Here is an 18593-nt window from a genome sequence, read left to right as displayed (position 1 = left end):
CACCAGCAGCAGAAGTCACACAACAACTAACGATCAACTACTGGCGCAGGACACTAGCACGGCCACGCGGCGCGGCCCAGGGCACCGGAAGGCGCGTGGGCACCGCCCCCGGCCGGCGCGCTGGTGCCCGAAGTCCCGGTGAATCGTTGGTCGAATGGGTTGGCCAGAGCCGGGCCACTGCCTACCATCGATCATCGCAAGACTTTGTGCACCGTCGCACAATCTCCTCGGGAGGTCTCCTTGCACCGCCGCCACCGCCGCCGTCGCACCGCGCTCCTCCTCTCCGCCGCCATCGCCGCGGCGCCCCTCCTCACCGCCTGCGGAAACGATGCGCATCCCGGCGCGGCGGCCGTCGTCGGCGATCAGCGGATCACCGTCTCCCAGCTGGAGAACAGGGTGGACGAGGTGCGCGCGGCACAGCGCGCGGTCGTGCAGGACGAGGCGCAGTACGCCCAGGCCGTCGCCCGGACCGGCAGCCTCACCCGTGACACCCTGCACGGCATGGTCCTGGACCGGGTGCTGCACCAGGCCGCCCAGGACGCGGGCGTCACCGTCAGCCGCAAGGAGATCCAGCAGATGCGCGGCGGCCTGGAACAGCAGGCGGGCGGTGCCAAGGCGCTGGAGACGGCCTGGCTCCAGGAGTACGGCGTGGCCCCGCAGCGACTGGAGGAGAACCTCCGCCTCCAGCTGGAGGCCCAGAAGCTCGCCGCCAAGCTCGGCACCGACACCACCCGGCCGGAGTTCTGGCAGGCCCTTTCCGAGGCCTCCGAGAAGCTCGGCGTCGACCTCAACCCGCGCTACGGCAGCTGGGACGTCGAGAAGAGCAGCCGGGTGGACGCCAAGACGCCGTGGGTGCGTGAGGTGACGGCGGCGGGGTCGCAGCAGCAGACGACATAGCGGTTACCGGTCACGACCTGCAGTCATACGATCACACCCCGCGCCCCGCCTGTGGATAACTTGATCGGGTCCGTCCCCGCCGTGCGTTAGCTTCGAACCGTGAACACCACCAGCCCCGAAGCCACCCCCGCCGCCCCCGGCCGCATCGTCCTGCTCACCACCAGCCACCGCGTCGCCCCCGGCCTGCTGTCCTGGCCGGCCTGGCAGGCGCTGCACTCCGCCGACAGTGTGCTGTGCGCGGACGGTGCCCACCCGCAGCTGCCCTATCTGCGCGAGGCAGGGATACGGGTGACCGAGGCGGCACCCACCGCCGAGGAGCTGGTCGACGCCTGCGCCGGCGGCCGCACCGTCGTGGTCGTGGCGACCGGCGAGGGCGAACCGGCGCTCACCGACGGCCTCGCCCGCCTCGCCGGCTCCGGCCGGGTGAGCATGCCGGAGCTGGAACTGCTGCCCGCCTCCTACGACCTGCCGGGCGCCCGCCTGCTCGACCTCGTCCAGGTGATGGACCGCATTCGCGCCGAGTGCCCCTGGTCGTCCCAGCAGACCCACAAGGGGCTCGCCAAGTACGGCATCGAGGAGGCCTATGAACTCGTCGAGGCCATCGAGGAGGGGGACCGGGACGAACTGCGGGAGGAACTGGGCGACGTCCTCCTCCAGGTCGTCTTCCACGCCCGCATCGCCGAGGAGGACCCCGAGGCGCCGTTCTCCATCGATGACGTCGCCGGCACCATCGTCGCCAAGCTGATCCACCGGCACCCGCATGTCTTCGGGGACGAGACGGCCACCACCCCCGAGGAGGTCAAGGAGCACTGGCTGCGGACCAAGGCGATAGAGAAGCGCAGGGAGTCCGTCACCGACGGCGTCCCCCTCGGCCAGCCCGGCCTCGCCCTCGCGGCGAAGCTGGCGTCCCGCGTCAGAACGGCCGGGCTGGAGGTCCCCCTGCCGAAGACCGACGGCATCGGCTACGAGCTCCTCGCCCTCGCGGTGCGCGCCGAGGCGGAGGGCGTGGATCCGGAGGCGGCGCTGCGAGCGGCGGGGCGGGCGTACCGGGACGCGGTGCGGGCTGCCGAAGGGCTTGAAGGTTAGTACGGTTACCACCAGGGCTGGCTCTGGGGCACGGGGGCTTGTATGTCAGGCGTGTTGGACGAACTGGCGGCTGCGGCGGCCGGGGTTCTGGTGTCGTCGATGAGTTCCGACGACTGGGAGGAGCGGGCCAAGCCGACGTTCGTCCATATCTACGGCATGGCCATGAAGGAGGACGTGGGCCCGACCCTGGACAGCTTCCGGCGCGATCTGCGCAGCGGGACATTGTCCGCCCGGGAAGCTTCACAGATTTGGAAGAGCAAGATCCGTGAGGCGTTCAAGAAGGGGGTCATCGCCAACGAAGTCCACCAGTTCATAGAGGACTTCAGGCCTGTTGCCTTTGCCTGCCCGTTTTGCGAGGCCCGTATGGAAGGCGGCGACACCTTCTGCGGGGCGTGCGGCCACGACCTCGGCGCTCCGGCCCCCGCGCCGGTGAGCGTCCGCCTCTCCGTCCCTCAGGACCACGTCGTCCCCGAAGATCAGTTCACCTCCCCCCGCTTCCTCCCGCAGGACCACGTCGACTTCCGAGAGGCCAACTTCAACGCCCCCGTCATCGGCGTACAGAACAACCACTACGCCGCCGCGGCCCCCGCCTCCGCCGACGGCTGGCCCCGGTTCACCGAGTTACGGCGGCCCACCCTGGGCGTACGGCCCGTCAGTTCCTTCGGGGACGAACCCGCCCTGCCGCCGTACATCCCCCGCGACCGGGACGCGGACCTCGACCGGCTGGTCGACCAGGGTCTGCGCGAGGGCGCTCTGGTCGTGGTCACCGGGGAGCCGCTGGCCGGCAAGACGGCGACCGCCTGGGCCGCGCTGAACCGCAACGCCGACCACCACACCCGTCTCTTCAGCGCCCACCCCGGGACCGATCTGCGTGAGCTGCCCGCCGCCCTGCGTGGCCGCGATCCCTCCGGTACGTATGTCGTGTGGCTCGACGACCTGGAGGGCCATCTCGACGAACGGGGCCTGGTGGCGGGGCCGTTGACCCAGCTCACGCATGAGGGTGTGCTGGTGCTCGCCACGATGCGGGACGCGGCGTACGAGGCGCACCGCTTCGGCGACCATCCGACGGCCCGTGTCCTGCGCGGCGCCCGCACCGTCGACCTGACCTGCGACTGGAGCGAGGCGGAGCTCGCGCGGCTGGCGCAGGCGGGCGATCCACGGCTCGGGGGCGCCGCGCAGTGGCGGGGAGAGCTGGGTGTCACGCAGTTCCTGTCGGTCGGCCCGGAGTTGTGGGAGGAGTGGCGCAGGGCGAGCCGCCCGGGCGGCCGGTCGAACGGGCATCTGCTGGTGAGCGCCGCAATCGACGCGGCCCGCTGCGGAGTCACCAGCGCCCTGTCGCCCGAGACCTGGGAGTACTTGATCAACGTACGCACGCTGTACGGAACGGAGCGGGTCCTGGACGGGCCCGTCTCGAAGGAGGATCTGCAGTGGGCGACCCGGCCCCGGCTGGGAGTCTGCGGGCTGCTCGTCCCCGGTGCGCAGGAGGGCACGTGGCGGGCGAGCGGGACGCTGGTCGCGGACGCGAGCCGCTCGCCCGACCTGCCACCCCTCAGCGCCCATCTGTGGGGGTCCGTGGCGCAGTTGGCGGCGGAGCGCGACCTGCCCGAGCGCAACGAGGTGATGGGGGCGGCCCGTGCGGCCGTGCGGACCAGAGCCGAGGCCGACCATCCCGGTGCCAAGCTGATCCTCGCCATCCTGTCGACCTGGGCCCTGGACGACCCCGAGGCACGGCGTTGGTGGCGCAAGGTCGAGGAGGAGGACCCGAGCCTCGCCTTCTTCTTCGGGCGGTATCTCTTCCTCGAACAGGACGAGCTGGCGGAGGCCGTCCCTCATATGGAGACGGCGATCGGGGCGGGATACGCCGATCTGGAGGAGGAGCTCGGATTCCTTCTCCTCACGCGCGCCATGCTCTGGCTGGGCAAGGCGGCGGCCGTGAACGGCAGCCCTGCCGCGGCCGAGGTCGTCCCCGCGATCCAGGCGGCCCTGCGGGACGATCGTTTCGAAGCCGTCCTGACGCAGCACTACCCTCCGCCCCAGGAGCAGCCCCCGCTTCCCGGCCCCCCGCTCTCGCCCCAGCGCACGATCCGCCTCGCGGTCGACATCATGCTCGGCCGGCGCCCCGCCCGGGCACTCGAAGAGAACCCCGAGACGCCGCCGGATACCGTCAAGGAGTGACCGACCACCCTGCCCCCGCACCCACCCCCGCCCCCGACCTCTTCACCTGGGAGTTCGCCGCCGACCCCTACCCCGCCTACGCCTGGCTGCGCGAGCACGCCCCCGTGCACCGCACGACGCTGCCGAGCGGTGTGGAGGCCTGGCTGGTCACCCGTTACGCCGACGCCAAGCAGGCCCTGGCCGACCAGCGGCTCAGCAAGAACCCCGCGCATCATGACGAGCCCGCCCATGCCAAGGGGAAGACCGGTATCCCCGGTGAGCGCAAGGCGGAGCTGATGACGCATCTGCTCAATATCGACCCGCCGGACCACACCCGGCTGCGACGGCTCGTCAGCAAGGCCTTCACGCCCCGCCGGGTCGCCGAGTCCGCGCCGCGCGTGCGGGAGCTCACCGGCCAGCTCATCGACCAGTTCGCCGCGAAGGGCAGCGCCGACCTCATCCACGAGTTCGCCTTCCCGCTGCCCATCTACGCCATCTGCGAGCTGCTCGGCGTCCCCCGCGAGGACCAGGACGACTTCCGGGACTGGGCGGGCATGATGATCCGCCATCAGGGCGGCCCGAGAGGCGGAGTCGCGCGGTCCGTGAAGAAGATGCGCGGCTATCTCGCCGACCTCATCCACCGCAAGCGCGAGGCGCTGCCCGCCGAGCCCGCGCCCGGTGAGGACCTGATCTCCGGTCTGATCCGCGCCTCCGACCACGGCGAGCACCTCACCGAGAACGAGGCCGCCGCCATGGCCTTCATCCTTCTTTTCGCGGGCTTCGAGACCACGGTCAATTTGATCGGTAACGGCACATATGCTCTGCTGACCCACCCCGACCAGCGGACCCGCCTCCAGGACTCCCTCGCCGCGGGAGAAACGGGCCTCCTCGAAACCGGCGTGGAGGAACTCCTCCGCTACGACGGCCCTGTGGAGCTCGCCACCTGGCGCTTCGCCACGCAGCGCCTCGCCATCGGCGGCCAGGACATCGCCCCCGGCGACCCCGTCCTCGTCGTCCTCGCCGCCGCCGACCGGGACCCGGAGCGGTTCGCCGACCCCGACGCGCTCGACCTCTCCCGCCGCGACAACCAGCACCTCGGCTACGGCCACGGCATCCACTACTGTCTGGGCGCCCCACTCGCCCGACTGGAGGGCCAGACCGCGCTGGCCACCCTCCTCACCCGCCTCCCGGATCTCCGACTCGCGGTGGAACCGGATGATTTGCGCTGGCGTGGGGGTCTCATCATGCGCGGACTGCGCACTCTTCCGGTCGAGTTCACCCCGAGCGGCTGAGCCCCATCGCTCGACGGACCGTCAGGTCATACGTGACAGACCCTCAAGTCTGTGATCTTCACGTGATCTACGCGGCATTAACTTGTGACAAGTGATCGACTGCCGATACGTTCACTCGTCAGCGCGGCGCCTCGTGTCACCGGCACCGCGCGGTCCCTGCTGTCTTCGAAAGGCCCCCGCATGCTCTCCGGGAACGGTCGTCACCGTCGCCCCCGCCAGGCCCCGGCCCTCATCGTCGCGGCCGGAGTGACCGGCTCCGCCATCGCCATCCCGCTGCTGGGCGCCTCGGGCGCGAGCGCCGCCGAGGGCAACACCTGGGACCGGGTCGCGGAGTGCGAGAGCGGTGGCTCCTGGAGTGAGGACAGCGGCAACGGCTATTACGGCGGTCTTCAGGTCACCCAGGAGAACTGGGAGCGGTACGGCGGTACGACGTACGCCGCCACCGCGGACCAGGCCAGCCGCTCCCAGCAGATAGCCGTCGCCGAGCGCATCCTCGCCGACCAGGGTCTCGCCGCCTGGCCGACCTGTGGCCCGCTCTCCGGCCTTGACGCCGAGTCGGGTTCGGTCGACATCGACACGGGTGTCGCGGGCGAAGGGTCCGCTTCGTCCGACTCATCTGATTCGTCCGGCCTGCTGGACTCCATCGACGGCAACTCCTCCGACGGCGACTCCTCGGGCTCTCCCTCATCGCCCGAGGTGGCGGACAACTCGAACAAGTCGGACAACTCCTCCAATTCGCCAGAGGCCACGAAGTCGGCCGAACCCTCGAATTCCCCCGAGAGTGCCCCCTCTCAGGAAGTCGACAGCGAAGCCACGGCCGCCCCTCGACAGGACAACTCGGACAACTCGGGTCAGACCGAAGGTGATTCCGCCCTCACCGACACCGGCTCCAGTGGCGCCGGCCGCCACCGCGGCGAGCCCGCCGACGAGGGTGCCGCCGACGGCTCGTACGTCGTCCGTTCCGGCGACAGCCTCGTCGGCATCGCCGACTCCCTTGACCTGAGCGGCGGATGGCGTGGGCTCTACGCCGACAACAAGGAGACCGTCGGCGCCGACCCTGACCTCATCCTCCCCGGTCAGACCCTGGAAGTAGGGGTCGAACCGGTCGAAAACCAGCGGTAGTTCACGTCACGCTTCGCGCCGAATGTCCGTTTTGGCGAAAGTGTGGGATGAGTCTCAGAAGCCCTGATCGTCTTTGAAATTCCGCGGATCGCGTGTCTACGGTCAGGACCGCTCGCCAACACGAGCCCCGGCTGCCGCAACGCCGAATCCTGCCAGCGGCCGTACGGGAACAGTCGTCGCGTCAAGCGCCGTAGGCAGGAGCGGGGGACCCAAGGTAAGCGCCGGGACCGGCAGTTGAGGCAGCTCAACGGACGGCACCGGCTTGGGGTGAAGCCGCGTAACGGGAGCCGAGAGGCGAACGTGCGCGGCCGGGCAACTCAACCGGCCCGAACCCGACAGCTCACCTCGCAGGCGTCGGTGAGGGGATCGATCCATGCTGTTTTCCGGCAAGGGCAAGCACCGTCGTCCGTCCAAGGCCACCCGCGCCATAGCCATCGCCGGTGTCACCGGCGCCGTCGTCGCCGCCCCGCTGATGGCGGCCGGCAACGCCTCCGCCGCCACCGCCTCCGAGTGGGACGCCGTCGCCCAGTGCGAGTCCGGCGGCAACTGGTCCATCAACACCGGCAACGGCTACTACGGCGGTCTGCAGTTCTCCGCCTCCACCTGGGCCGCGTACGGCGGCACGCAGTACGCCTCCACCGCCGACCAGGCCACCAAGGCGCAGCAGATCGAGATCGCCGAGAAGGTCCTCGCGGGCCAGGGCAAGGGCGCCTGGCCGGTCTGCGGCACCGGCCTGTCGAGCGCCGCGTACACCGGCGGCTCCAGCACCGGCTCCTCCACCGAGAGCAGCACCGAGGCCTCCACCCGTTCGACCGAGGAGCAGTCCGCCTCGCGTTCGACCGAGCGTCCGGCGCAGAAGACCGTCACCACCCCGACCGGCAAGAAGGTCGAGAAGGGCGACGGCGAGTACAAGGTCGTCAAGGGTGACACCCTCAGCACCATCGCCGAGGAGCACGACGTCAAGGGCGGCTGGGAGAAGCTCTTCAAGCTGAACAAGGACATCGTCGAGGACGCCGACCTGATCTACCCCGGTCAGCAGCTGCACCTCAAGTGATCCCTCAGTCAGGCCACAGGGCCCTCATACCGGCGTCCTCCATACTGGAGACCTCGTGAGGGTCACCCCCCGTCCCCACGGGCTCCCCGCCCCGGTGCGTGTTCCCCCGTACGCACCGGGGCGGGGTTTTCTTTGCCGGTAGTTCACCGATCCTTTGTTCCGTCGAGAAACAATGGGTACCGTCTGTCCTTGTCCACGGGGCGGTCGGTCGGTGGCCGATGTCCCTCAGGCGGTTAGGCTCTAGTCGCAAGGCTCACGTGCCCCGCACTTCCAGCGTCACATCCCATGAAGGAGATGCTCGTGCCGTCCATCGACGTCGTCGTAGCCCGGGAAATCCTGGACTCCCGAGGCAACCCCACGGTCGAGGTCGAGGTCGGCCTCGACGACGGCAGCACGGGTCGTGCCGCCGTTCCGTCCGGCGCTTCCACCGGTGCCTTCGAGGCCATCGAGCTCCGCGACGGTGACCCGAACCGCTACCAGGGCAAGGGTGTCGAGAAGGCCGTCCTCGCCGTCATCGAGCAGATCGGCCCGGAGCTGGTCGGCTACGACGCCACCGAGCAGCGCCTGATCGACCAGGCCATGTTCGACCTGGACGCCACCGACAACAAGGGCTCCCTCGGCGCCAACGCCATCCTCGGCGTCTCGCTCGCCGTCGCCCACGCCGCCTCCGAGGCCAGCGACCTCCCGCTCTTCCGTTACCTGGGCGGCCCGAACGCGCACCTGCTGCCGGTGCCGATGATGAACATCCTGAACGGCGGCTCGCACGCCGACTCCAACGTGGACATCCAGGAGTTCATGATCGCCCCGATCGGCGCGGAGTCCTTCTCCGAGGCGCTGCGCTGGGGCACCGAGGTCTACCACACCCTCAAGAAGGTGCTGAAGACCAAGGGCCTGTCCACCGGCCTCGGCGACGAGGGCGGCTTCGCCCCGAACCTCGGCTCCAACCGTGAGGCCCTCGACCTCATCCTCGAAGCCATCAAGGAAGCCGGTTACGCCCCCGGCGAGCAGATCGCCCTCGCGCTCGACGTCGCCGCCTCCGAGTTCTACAAGGACGGCAAGTACCTCTTCGAGGGCAAGGAGCGCTCCGCCGCCGAGATGACGGAGTACTACGAGGAGCTCGTGGCGGCCTACCCGCTCGTCTCCATCGAGGACCCGCTGTTCGAGGACGACTGGGCCGGCTGGAAGGTCATCACCGACAAGCTCGGCGACAAGGTCCAGCTCGTCGGCGACGACCTGTTCGTCACCAACCCAGAGCGCCTGGCCCGCGGCATCGAGGACGGCGCCGCCAACGCGCTGCTCGTGAAGGTGAACCAGATCGGTTCGCTCACCGAGACCCTGGACGCCGTGGAGCTCGCCCAGCGCAACGGCTTCAAGTGCATGATGTCCCACCGCTCCGGCGAGACCGAGGACGTCACCATCGCCGACCTGGCCGTCGCCACCAACTGCGGCCAGATCAAGACCGGCGCCCCGGCCCGCTCCGAGCGCGTCGCCAAGTACAACCAGCTGCTGCGCATCGAGGAGATCCTCGACGACGCCGCGGTGTACGCCGGCCGCAGCGCCTTCCCGCGCTTCAAGGGCTGACCAGCGCCCGCGTAGGCAGCGTCGTACGTACGTCCCCGTACTCGGTCCCGTACCGTGTGCGGGGACGTACGCGCGTGTGTGAACGGGAGTGTGAGATGGCCGTCAAGGACCGGGACCGTTTCTCCACCGCGACCAGGATCCGGTTGCTCGGGGAGCAGACGGCCGCCCGTGTCTACCGCTCCCAGACCAAACGGCAGGCCCGCCGCTCCCGGCTCACCGGCCGTGCGGCCCTGCTCGCCCTCGTCGTCTGCTCCCTGGTCGTCGCGCTCGCCTATCCGATAAGGCAGTACGTCGCCCAGCGCGCCGAGATCGCCGATCTGGAGCGGCAGAAGCAGCAGGCCGAGGAGCGGGTGGAGGATCTGCGCGATCTCAAGGCACGCTGGCAGGACGACGCGTACGCCGAGCAGCGGATCCGGGAGCGGCTGCACTATGTGATGCCGGGGGAGACCGGTTTCGTCGTGGTCGATCCGGACGCGGCGAAGCAGGCGCGGACCGACCTCGGGACTGCCGACCGGCCCTGGTATGCGAACGTCTGGGACGGGGTCGACAAGTCCGACGCCGCCGACCGATAGATAGAGACGAAAGACTGTTATGGAAACGCCCCCGCCTTCTACTCCGCGTACCGAGCCGACCGATGCGGATGTCGAGGCATTCAAGCAGCAGCTCGGCCGGCCGCCGCGTGGGTTGCGCGCTATCGCGCACCGTTGTCCCTGCGGGCAGCCGGACGTCGTGGAGACGGCGCCTCGGTTGCCGGACGGTACGCCCTTTCCGACGCTGTACTACCTGACGTGCCCCAAGGCTTCGTCCGCGATCGGCACGCTGGAGGCCGATGGCGTGATGAAGGAGATGACGGCTCGGCTGGAGAGTGATCCGGAGCTGGCGGCTTCGTACCGCGCGGCGCATGAGGACTACCTTCGGCGCCGGGACGAGATCGAGGAGCTGAAGGGGTTCCCGAGCGCGGGTGGTATGCCGGACCGGGTGAAGTGTCTGCATGTGCTGGTGGCGCACTCGCTGGCTGCGGGGCCTGGTGTGAATCCGCTGGGGGACGAGGCTCTTGCGATGCTGCCGGAGTGGTGGCGCAAGGGTGCGTGCGTGGTGCCGGCGGAGTGATCTCGCCCCCGCCGCCCCTACCCGTCCCAAAAATCACTCGCCCTCGATCGCAAGGAACCGACATGACCCGCGTCGCCGCCATCGACTGCGGTACCAACTCCATCCGGCTGCTCGTTGCCGACTGTGACCCCGCGACCGGTGAGCTCGTCGATCTGGACCGGCGTATGACCATCGTGCGGCTCGGACAGGGCGTCGATCGGACCGGGCGGCTTGCTCCTGAGGCGTTGGAGCGGACCTTCGCCGCCTGCCGTGAGTACGCGGCCGTCATCAAGGAACACGGTGCCGAGCGGGTGCGGTTCGTTGCCACCTCCGCCTCTCGGGACGCCGAGAATCGCGATGACTTCGTGCGGGGGGTCATCGAGATTCTGGGCGTTGAGCCCGAGGTGATCACCGGGGATCAGGAGGCCGAGTTCTCCTTCACCGGTGCCACCAAGGAGCTGGCCGAACACGATCACCTTCCCAAGCCCTATCTCGTCGTGGACATCGGCGGTGGATCCACCGAGTTCGTCGTCGGCGAGGATCATGTGCGGGCCGCGCGCTCCGTCGACGTCGGGTGTGTGCGGATGACCGAGCGGCATCTCGTGCGGGACGGCGTCGTCTCCGATCCGCCCACTGAGGAGCAGATCGCGGCCATGCGCGCCGACATCGAGGCCGCCCTCGATCTCGCCGAGCAGAGCGTGCCGTTGCGTCAGGCCCACACGCTGGTGGGGCTCGCCGGGTCCGTCACCACGGTTTCCGCCATCGCGCAGGAGCTGCCCGAGTACGACTCCGCCCGGATCCATCACTCCCGTGTCTCCCACGACCGCGTCCGCGAGATCACCGAGTGGCTGCTGCACTCCACCCACGCCGAGCGCGCGGCGATCCCCTCCATGCACCCGGGGCGCGTGGACGTCATCGCGGCGGGTGCCCTCGTACTGCTGGCGATCATGGAGCGGATCGGCGCCGAGGAGGTCGTCGTCAGTGAGCACGACATCCTCGACGGCATCGCCTGGTCGGTGGCGTAGGTCTCCTTTGTTACTGATCGGTAGCCTCGGCTGAGCAGGTCATGTAGCGTCTGAGCGCGTTCGAGGGGTCCTCGAGGGCCCCTCCGTGGCACCCCGTCGGAAAAGTTCGTGAAGTTCTTCACAAGGAATTCGGCCCGGTCAGGGCGCGGAAAGGGGCCGGTTGGCCCTTCCGGGGGCCCAACACCCGCTTGAACATGTTCAGAAGGGGTGTGCGAGGGTTCCGGGGTAGCGCGTCGCGGGGGACTGTTTCGGGGGGCTCACGGTGGCCTCGGGTGAGCAGAGAGGCAGCTCACGCGGCATTGACAACGGTCCGCACTACACGGTGGTTCCCCCTCTCCGCCATGACCTGGATCACGCGGGTCGCGGAGGATAGCACACCCCCCGCCGGAGCTTGTGAAGGGGCGCACGAGCTACCCCCCTGAGGCGGGTGGATACTCGATGGCATGAGCACCACGGAGCGTCCCAGGATCCTCGTAGTAGGCGGTGGGTACGTAGGCCTGTACGCAGCTCGGCGCATTCTCAAGAAGATGCGCTACGGCGAGGCGACCGTCACGGTCGTCGACCCCCGGTCGTACATGACCTACCAGCCCTTCCTCCCCGAAACCGCCGCCGGCAGCATCTCCCCGCGCCACGTCGTCGTCCCGCTGCGACGCGTGCTGCCCAAGGCGGAGGTCCTCACCGGCCGGGTCACCACCATCGACCAGGACCGCAAGGTCGCCACGATCGCACCGCTGGTGGGCGAGGCGTACGAGCTGCCGTTCGACTACCTGGTCATCGCGATGGGCGCGGTCTCGCGCACCTTCCCGATCCCCGGCCTCGCCGAGCAGGGCATCGGTATGAAGGGCATCGAGGAGGCCATCGGCCTGCGCAACCACGTGCTGGAGCAGCTGGACAAGGCCGACTCCACCACCGACGAGGAGATCCGCCGCAAGGCGCTCACCTTCGTCTTCATCGGCGGTGGCTTCGCGGGCGCGGAGACCATCGGCGAGGTCGAGGACATGGCGCGCGACGCGGCCAAGTACTACACCAGCGTCTCCCGCGAGGACATGCGGTTCGTCCTCGTCGACGCCGCCGACAAGATCCTTCCCGAGGTCGGCCCCAAGCTCGGCCAGTACGGCAAGGAGCACCTGGAGGCCCGTGGGGTCGAGGTCTACCTCTCCACCTCCATGGAGTCCTGCGTCGACGGGCACGTGGTCCTGAAGAACGGCCTTGAGGTCGACTCCAACACGATCGTGTGGACCGCCGGTGTGAAGCCGAACCCGGTCCTCGCCCGCTTCGGTCTGCCGCTCGGCCCCCGCGGTCACGTCGACTGCCAGCCGACGCTCCAGGTCACGGGCACCGACTACATCTGGGCCGCGGGCGACAACGCCCAGGTTCCGGACCTGGTCGGCCGCAAGGCCGGCAACCCGAACGCCTGGTGCCCGCCGAACGCGCAGCACGCGCTGCGGCAGGCCAGGGTCCTCGGCGACAACGTGGTCTCCGGTATGCGGGGCTTCCCGCAGAAGGACTACAGCCACGCCAACAAGGGTGCTGTGGCGGGTCTCGGCCTCCACAAGGGCGTCGCGATGATCGTCATGGGCAAGATGAAGATCAAGCTCAAGGGCCGGCTCGCGTGGTACATGCACCGCGGCTACCACGGCCTGGCGATGCCGACGTGGAACCGCAAGATCCGCGTCTTCGCCGACTGGACGCTCGGCATGTTCCTGAAGCGCGAGGTCGTGGCGCTCGGTGCGCTGGAGACCCCGCGCGAGGAGTTCTACGAGGCCGCCAAGCCGGCCCCCGCTCCCGTGGCCGCCGCGCCGAAGGCCGAGGAGAAGGCCAAGGCCTCCTGACCTCCGGTCACTGATCCATCCGAAGGGTCTCCCGCCATCCGTGGTGCGGGAGGCCCTTTTCGGCGTTCCAGGAGGCGTACACAAGCTCTTAACGCAGATGGGGGACTGCGCCGCCACCCCATTGGTGTTTACGTGGGTACTGGACATACAGGGATCTCCGTCATGGAGGTGTGCGCCATGGCAGACGCCGCGCTGCGGCTCAAGTGCCTCGTCGAACAGTTGTTGGGAGCACCGCTCCCGATGGGCATCCGCGCCTGGGACGGATCACAGACGGGACCGCCGGGCGCACCGGTGCTGGTCGTCCGTAACCGCCGTGCCGTCCGCCGACTGCTGTGGCGGCCGGGCGAACTCGGTCTCGCCCGCGCCTGGGTGGCGGGCGATCTGGACATCGAGGGGGATCTGTACACCGCCCTCGATCTGCTCTCCGGTCTGGTGTGGGAGCGCGGCGAGGACGCCCGCTCGCTCGCCGAGGCGCTGCGCGATCCGGAGGCGCGCGCGGCGATCAGAGGCTTCGTCCGACTGGCCGGGCCGCTCCCTCCGCCCGCTCCCCCCGAGGAGGAGGTCCGCAGACGCCGCGGCCACCTCCACACCAAGCGCAGCGACCGGCGCGCCATCAGCCACCACTACGACGTCGGCAACGACTTCTACGAGATCGTCCTCGGCCCCTCGATGGTGTACTCCTGCGCCTACTGGGAAGCCCCGGACAGCACCCTGGAAGCCGCCCAGCACGACAAGCTCGACCTGGTCTGCCGCAAGCTCGGCCTTCGGCCCGGTATGCGGCTCCTGGACGTCGGCTGCGGCTGGGGTTCGATGGCGATCCACGCCGCCCGGGAGTACGGCGTGAGCGTCGTCGGCATCACGCTGTCCCAGGAGCAGGCGGCGTACGCCCGTAAGCGCGCCGCCGACGAGGGGCTGACCGACCGGATCGAGATCCGTGTCCAGGACTACCGCGAGGTGGCGGACGGGCCGTACGACGCGATCTCCTCCATCGGGATGGCCGAACACGTCGGCGCCGCGCGGTATCTGGAGTACGCCTCCGACCTCTTCAGTCTGCTGAAGCCCGGCGGCCGGCTGCTCAACCACCAGATCGCCCGACGCCCGCAGTACGACGAATCCACGTACAGCGTCGACGAGTTCATCGACGCCTACGTCTTCCCCGACGGCGAGCTCCAGCCCGTCGGCGTCACCGTCGACCGGCTGGAGCGCGCCGGGTTCGAAGTGCGGGACGTCGAGTCGATCCGGGAGCACTACGCCCTGACCCTGCGTCGGTGGGTCGCCCGTCTGGAGGCCGACTGGGAGCGGGCGGTACGGCTCACCAGTCCCGGCCGGGCGCGCGTGTGGCGTCTGTACATGGCGGCCTCGGCGCTCGCCTTCGAGCGCAACCGCATCGGCGTCAACCAGGTCCTGGCGGTCCGCACCCCTGACTCGGGCGCGTCCGGGATGCCGTTGAGATCCCGTACCTGGAACTGACGAAGGGGCCCCGCTTCCTGGTGGAAGCGGGGCCCCTTCTCCTCGCCGCAAATCCGAAGCCGCTACTCCGACTTGATCGCCGTCAGCAAGGGGGGTCTGGGGGGTCACCCCCCAGTAAGAGGGGCCAGCCGCGCCGCCCGCCGGGCCGGCCACAGCGCCGCCAGCACGCCCACGGTCGCCGCCAGCAGCAGGAAGACGCCCATCCGGGCCCAGGGCAGGACCAGTTCGTACGTCGCCATCCTCGACGCCAGCAGTTCACCGGCCGCCCAGCCGAAGAACACGCCCAGGCCGATGCCCAGCACCCCGCCGAACAGCGAGATCACCAGGGACTCCAGACGGACCATCCGCTTGATGCCCTTGCGGTCCAGGCCGATCGCGCGGAGCATGCCGATCTCCTGCGAGCGCTCGAACACCGACATCGCGAGGGTGTTGATGACGCCGAGCACCGCCACGATCACCGCCATGGCGAGCAGGCCGTAGACCATGTTCAGGATCAGCGTGAACATCTGCGCGATCTCGTTGGAGAGGTCCTTCTTGTCCTGGACCTTGATCGCCGGGTTGGAGCCCAGCGCCTTCTCCAGCGCGTCCTTCGTCGCCTCCGAGGTGCCGTCGGCCGTCTTCACCATGACCCGCATGTCGGTCGGGTCGGTGAGGTGCGGGGTGAGGGTGCCGTTGTCGAGCATGATCCCCTGGATCATCTCATTGCCCTCGTACACCCCGGCGACCGTCAGCCGCTGCGCCTTGCCGTCCTCGTAGTGCGCAGTGAAGCTCGAACCGGCCCGCCATCCGTGCGACTTGGCGGTGTCGTCGTCGACGACCACCTGTGTGCCGCCGACCCTGAACGCGCCCCCGTCCAGGGGCAGGTCGGTCAGCTCGCCGATCACGGAGCCGTTGACGCCGGTCAGGTACTCGGTCTCGCCGTCGATCCGGGACGGCGCGTTGCGCAGCGGGCTGCTGGCCGTGACGTCGTCCAGCGCGCGCAGCTTCCTGTCGACGTCGGGCGAGAGCTCGTTGCCGTTCGCCATGGAGACCACGTAGTCCGCGCGCAGCGCCGAGCTCGCCATCTTGTCGATGCCCTGCTGGAGGCTGTCCGCCATCACCGTCATCCCGGTGATCAGGGTGAGCCCGATCATCAGCGCGGAGGCGGTGGCGGCCGTACGGCGCGGATTGCGCACCGAGTTCTGCCGGGCGAGCTTGCCCGAGACCCCGAAGATCCGCAGCACCGGCGAGGCCGCCGCGATCAGCGGGCGGGACAGCAGCGGCGTCAGGATGAAGACGCCGATGATCAGCAGGACCGCGCCGAGACCCATGGGGGCCTGCCCGGACGAGCCGTCCATCGTCGTCGCCGCCAGGACGACCGCGACGCCCGCGCCGGAGAACAGCGCGCCGAGCGTGTTGCGCAGCACCAGCGACTTGGCCGTGGCCTGCGCGTGCAGGCTGCTCATCGCCGCCACCGGCGGGATCTTCGCCGCCCGGCGGCCCGGCAGCCAGGCCGCCGGCATGGTGATGAGGATGCCGACCGCGAGGGCGGTGAGCACCGTGCCCGGGGTGATCACCAGCGGCCCGGCGGGGATCGTCGCGTCGAACGTGCCCATCAGCTCCCGCAGTCCGGCCCCGATGCCGATGCCCGCGACCAGACCGGCCACCGCGGCCACCGTACCGACCACGAACGCCTCGATCAGCACCGACCGCGTCACCTGCCGGCGCGAGGCGCCGACCGCGCGCAGCAGCGCCAGCTCCTTGGTGCGCTGGGCGACCAGCATGGTGAAGGTGTTGGCGATGATGAACGTGCCGACGAACAGCGCGATGCCCGCGAACACCAGCAGACCCTGGCGCAGCCCGCTCAACTGCGAGGAGATCATCTCCGCCTGGTCGTCGGCGAGTTGCTCGCCGGTGGTCGTCTCGATGAGGTCCTTCGGCAGGGCGTCGTCCAGCGCGCTCTTCAGCGCGGCCTGACTGGTACCGGCCGCCGCCTTCACATCGATCTGGTCGTACGTGCCCGTCTTGCCGAACAGCTTCTGTGCCGTCGCCGTGTCGAACAGGGCGAGGCTGCCGCCGGCTGCGACATTGCCGTCGTCGGTGGTGAAGATGCCGACGACCGTGGGCTTGAGGACCGGACCGTCGATGGACAGCCGTACGGTGTCGCCGACTTCGTACCCGGCGCGCTCGGCGGTCTCGGAGTCGATGGCGACCTGGTTCGCGCCGCGCGGCGCGCTGCCCTCCGCCAGCGGGTACCGGGGGTCCTTGTCGCCCCAGTAGTTCCCGCCCTGCGACTGGAAGCCGCCGCCGATGAGCTTGCCGTCCTTGTCGGCGATGGCGGTGAAGCCGTCGACGACGCCGATGGCGGAAGCGGCCCCGGGCACCTCGGCGCTCTTGTCGAGGAGGGCCTGTGTGAGCTCGGGGGTCTTGCCGACCGTGTTGCCCTTGTCCTCCTGGCTCTCGGGTGTGACGGCGACGTCGACCTGGTCGAAGCCCTTGGCCGAGCTGTTCTGGAAGGCGTTGGAGATGGTGTTGGTGAAGACGAGGGTGCCCGAGACGAAGGCGACGCCGAGCATGACGGCGAGCACGGTCATCAGGAGCCGGGCCTTGTGCGCGAGGACGTTGCGCAGGGCGGTGCGGAACATCAGCTGGTGCGGCCCTTCGCGTCGAACTCGGGGGTCTGGGGCCGCGCGGCGGAGCCGCCGATGTCAACGCCCCCGGAAAAGCGCAGCAGGAAGTCGAGGACCGCGTCGGCCGTCGGACGGTACATCTCGTCCACGACCCGGCCGTCGGCGAGGAAGACCACCCGGTCCGCGTAGGCCGCGGCCACCGGGTCATGGGTCACCATCACCACGGTCTGCTCCAACTCCCGTACGGAGTTGCGCAGAAAGCCCAGCACCTCGGCGCCGGAGCGGGAGTCGAGGTTCCCGGTCGGCTCGTCGCCGAAGATGATGTCCGGCTTGGAGGCGAGCGCGCGGGCCACGGCGACGCGCTGCTGCTGGCCGCCGGAGAGCTGGGAGGGGCGGTGACCGAGGCGGTCGCGCAGGCCCACCATCTGGATGACCGAGTCCAGCCACTGCTGGTCCGCCCGGCGGCCCGCGATGTCCATCGGAAGGGTGATGTTCTCCAGTGCGGTCAGCGTCGGCAGCAGGTTGAACGCCTGGAAGATGAAGCCGATCTTGTCCCGGCGCAACTTGGTGAGCTGCTTGTCCTTCAGCGAGCCCAGCTCGGTGTCGCCGATGCGCACGGAGCCGGAGGAGAAGGTGTCGAGGCCCGCCACACAGTGCATCAGCGTGGACTTGCCGGAGCCGGACGGGCCCATGATCGCGGTGAACTCGGCCTGTCGGAACTCGACGGAGACCCGGTCCAGGGCGACCACCTGGGTCTCGCCCTGTCCGTAGATCTTCGACAGATCCGTGGCGCGCGCGGCCACGGCGGTGGCCCGGCCGGCTGGGGGCACCCCCGGACGGAGTCTGGGGGAGGATGCGGTGGTCACGAGAAGGCGCTCCTCGACAGAAGACGGAAGTGTTCGGGGGACGTCTTCCATCGTCATGGCCGCCGGTGTCCGTGTAGTCAGCCGCTGTTCCGGTTCCGAAGGCAGACTCGGGTCTGACCGGACGCGGCGGTGTCATACCAGGGGATGACGGTGACCCCTGAGAGCGATCGTGTCGAGAACAGGTGGAGCGTCCTTGTTCGGGCGGTGAAATTCCGTCATTCCACATGCGGGGCCGGGCGGCGCGCGCAAGGCTATTGGCAAGTGCGGATGGCCCGTACCGTGGGCTGATGCACCCTCAGACGTCAATAAAATAAGACAACATCGGGCCGTCCCGCCGCTGTTCGGGGGATGTATCCCGATAGGCTCGGAACCTCGACGCGGAGCCCATGGCCTGCCCGGATGGTGGAATGCAGACACGGCGAGCTTAAACCTCGCTGCCCCTCGCGGGCGTACCGGTTCAAGTCCGGTTCCGGGCACCTCCGACCCTCGCACGGCCGCCGGTTCGCGGCCCCTTTC

At 69.4% G+C, this 18593-nt stretch carries 14 protein-coding genes, 1 tRNA gene and 1 riboswitch; of the genes, 13 read left to right on the top strand and 2 right to left on the bottom strand.

Annotated features, from left to right (window positions below; all coding sequences use genetic code 11):
- The first annotated feature begins 240 nt into the window (after positions 1 to 240).
- From H4N64_RS37410 to H4N64_RS37355, 12 genes are all read left to right on the top strand, one after another.
- Positions 241 to 897, top strand: a complete 657-nt coding sequence (locus tag H4N64_RS37410) for a SurA N-terminal domain-containing protein (RefSeq protein WP_186287051.1) — start codon at positions 241 to 243, stop codon at positions 895 to 897.
- Positions 898 to 996: 99 nt separating this feature from the next.
- Positions 997 to 1983, top strand: coding sequence for a nucleoside triphosphate pyrophosphohydrolase (locus H4N64_RS37405; protein WP_186287050.1), 987 nt, complete (start codon positions 997 to 999; stop codon positions 1981 to 1983).
- 42 nt (positions 1984 to 2025) lie between these two features.
- Positions 2026 to 4158, top strand: coding sequence for a hypothetical protein (locus H4N64_RS37400; RefSeq protein WP_186287058.1), 2133 nt, complete (start codon positions 2026 to 2028; stop codon positions 4156 to 4158).
- The gene (locus H4N64_RS37395; RefSeq protein WP_186287049.1) at positions 4155 to 5429 is read left to right on the top strand and encodes a cytochrome P450; all 1275 of its coding nucleotides are present in this window, start codon (positions 4155 to 4157) and stop codon (positions 5427 to 5429) included. Before H4N64_RS37400 ends, H4N64_RS37395 begins: the two co-directional genes overlap by 4 nt.
- Before the next feature lie 180 nt (positions 5430 to 5609).
- The gene (locus H4N64_RS37390) at positions 5610 to 6551 is read left to right on the top strand and encodes a LysM peptidoglycan-binding domain-containing protein (protein ID WP_186287048.1); all 942 of its coding nucleotides are present in this window, start codon (positions 5610 to 5612) and stop codon (positions 6549 to 6551) included.
- A gap of 176 nt (positions 6552 to 6727) precedes the next feature.
- Positions 6728 to 6920, top strand: a riboswitch (cyclic di-AMP (ydaO/yuaA leader).
- Positions 6921 to 6924: 4 nt separating this feature from the next.
- Entirely contained in the window at positions 6925 to 7605 is a 681-nt protein-coding gene (locus H4N64_RS37385; RefSeq protein ID WP_186287047.1) for a LysM peptidoglycan-binding domain-containing protein, read from the top strand.
- Positions 7606 to 7899: 294 nt separating this feature from the next.
- Complete coding sequence (gene eno, locus H4N64_RS37380; protein ID WP_186287057.1) at positions 7900 to 9186, top strand: phosphopyruvate hydratase; 1287 nt, start codon at positions 7900 to 7902, stop codon at positions 9184 to 9186.
- Between the two features lie 95 nt (positions 9187 to 9281).
- Positions 9282 to 9758: an FtsB family cell division protein gene (locus tag H4N64_RS37375; RefSeq protein ID WP_186287046.1), complete on the top strand. Its 477-nt coding sequence runs from the start codon at positions 9282 to 9284 to the stop codon at positions 9756 to 9758.
- Between the two features lie 19 nt (positions 9759 to 9777).
- Positions 9778 to 10296, top strand: coding sequence for a DUF501 domain-containing protein (locus H4N64_RS37370; RefSeq protein ID WP_186287045.1), 519 nt, complete (start codon positions 9778 to 9780; stop codon positions 10294 to 10296).
- Between the two features lie 62 nt (positions 10297 to 10358).
- Positions 10359 to 11300, top strand: coding sequence for a Ppx/GppA phosphatase family protein (locus H4N64_RS37365; protein WP_186287044.1), 942 nt, complete (start codon positions 10359 to 10361; stop codon positions 11298 to 11300).
- A gap of 443 nt (positions 11301 to 11743) precedes the next feature.
- A complete protein-coding gene (locus H4N64_RS37360; RefSeq protein ID WP_186287043.1) occupies positions 11744 to 13132 on the top strand; it encodes an NAD(P)/FAD-dependent oxidoreductase in 1389 nt (462 codons plus the stop codon).
- A gap of 177 nt (positions 13133 to 13309) precedes the next feature.
- A complete protein-coding gene (locus H4N64_RS37355) occupies positions 13310 to 14602 on the top strand; it encodes an SAM-dependent methyltransferase (protein WP_186287042.1) in 1293 nt (430 codons plus the stop codon).
- A 104-nt stretch (positions 14603 to 14706) separates the two neighbouring features.
- Here H4N64_RS37355 and H4N64_RS37350 read toward each other — a convergent pair whose 3' ends face one another.
- Together H4N64_RS37350 and H4N64_RS37345 are read right to left on the bottom strand one after the other, a co-directional pair.
- Entirely contained in the window at positions 14707 to 17226 is a 2520-nt protein-coding gene (locus H4N64_RS37350) for an ABC transporter permease (RefSeq protein ID WP_186287041.1), read from the bottom strand.
- Positions 17226 to 18077: an ABC transporter ATP-binding protein gene (locus H4N64_RS37345; RefSeq protein ID WP_418896326.1), complete on the bottom strand. Its 852-nt coding sequence runs from the start codon at positions 18075 to 18077 to the stop codon at positions 17226 to 17228. Before H4N64_RS37345 ends, H4N64_RS37350 begins: the two co-directional genes overlap by 1 nt.
- 393 nt (positions 18078 to 18470) lie before the next feature.
- On the opposite strand from H4N64_RS37345, the gene H4N64_RS37340 reads away from it, so the two are divergent.
- Positions 18471 to 18553: transfer RNA gene (locus tag H4N64_RS37340), tRNA-Leu, on the top strand.
- The last annotated feature ends 40 nt before the right edge of the window (positions 18554 to 18593 follow it).

It is taken from the genome of Streptomyces cupreus, from assembly GCF_014257025.1.
GTDB lineage: Bacteria > Actinomycetota > Actinomycetes > Streptomycetales > Streptomycetaceae > Streptomyces > Streptomyces cupreus.
Note: the sequence above shows the minus strand (reverse complement) of the source record. Positions and strands in the feature narration are given on the sequence as shown.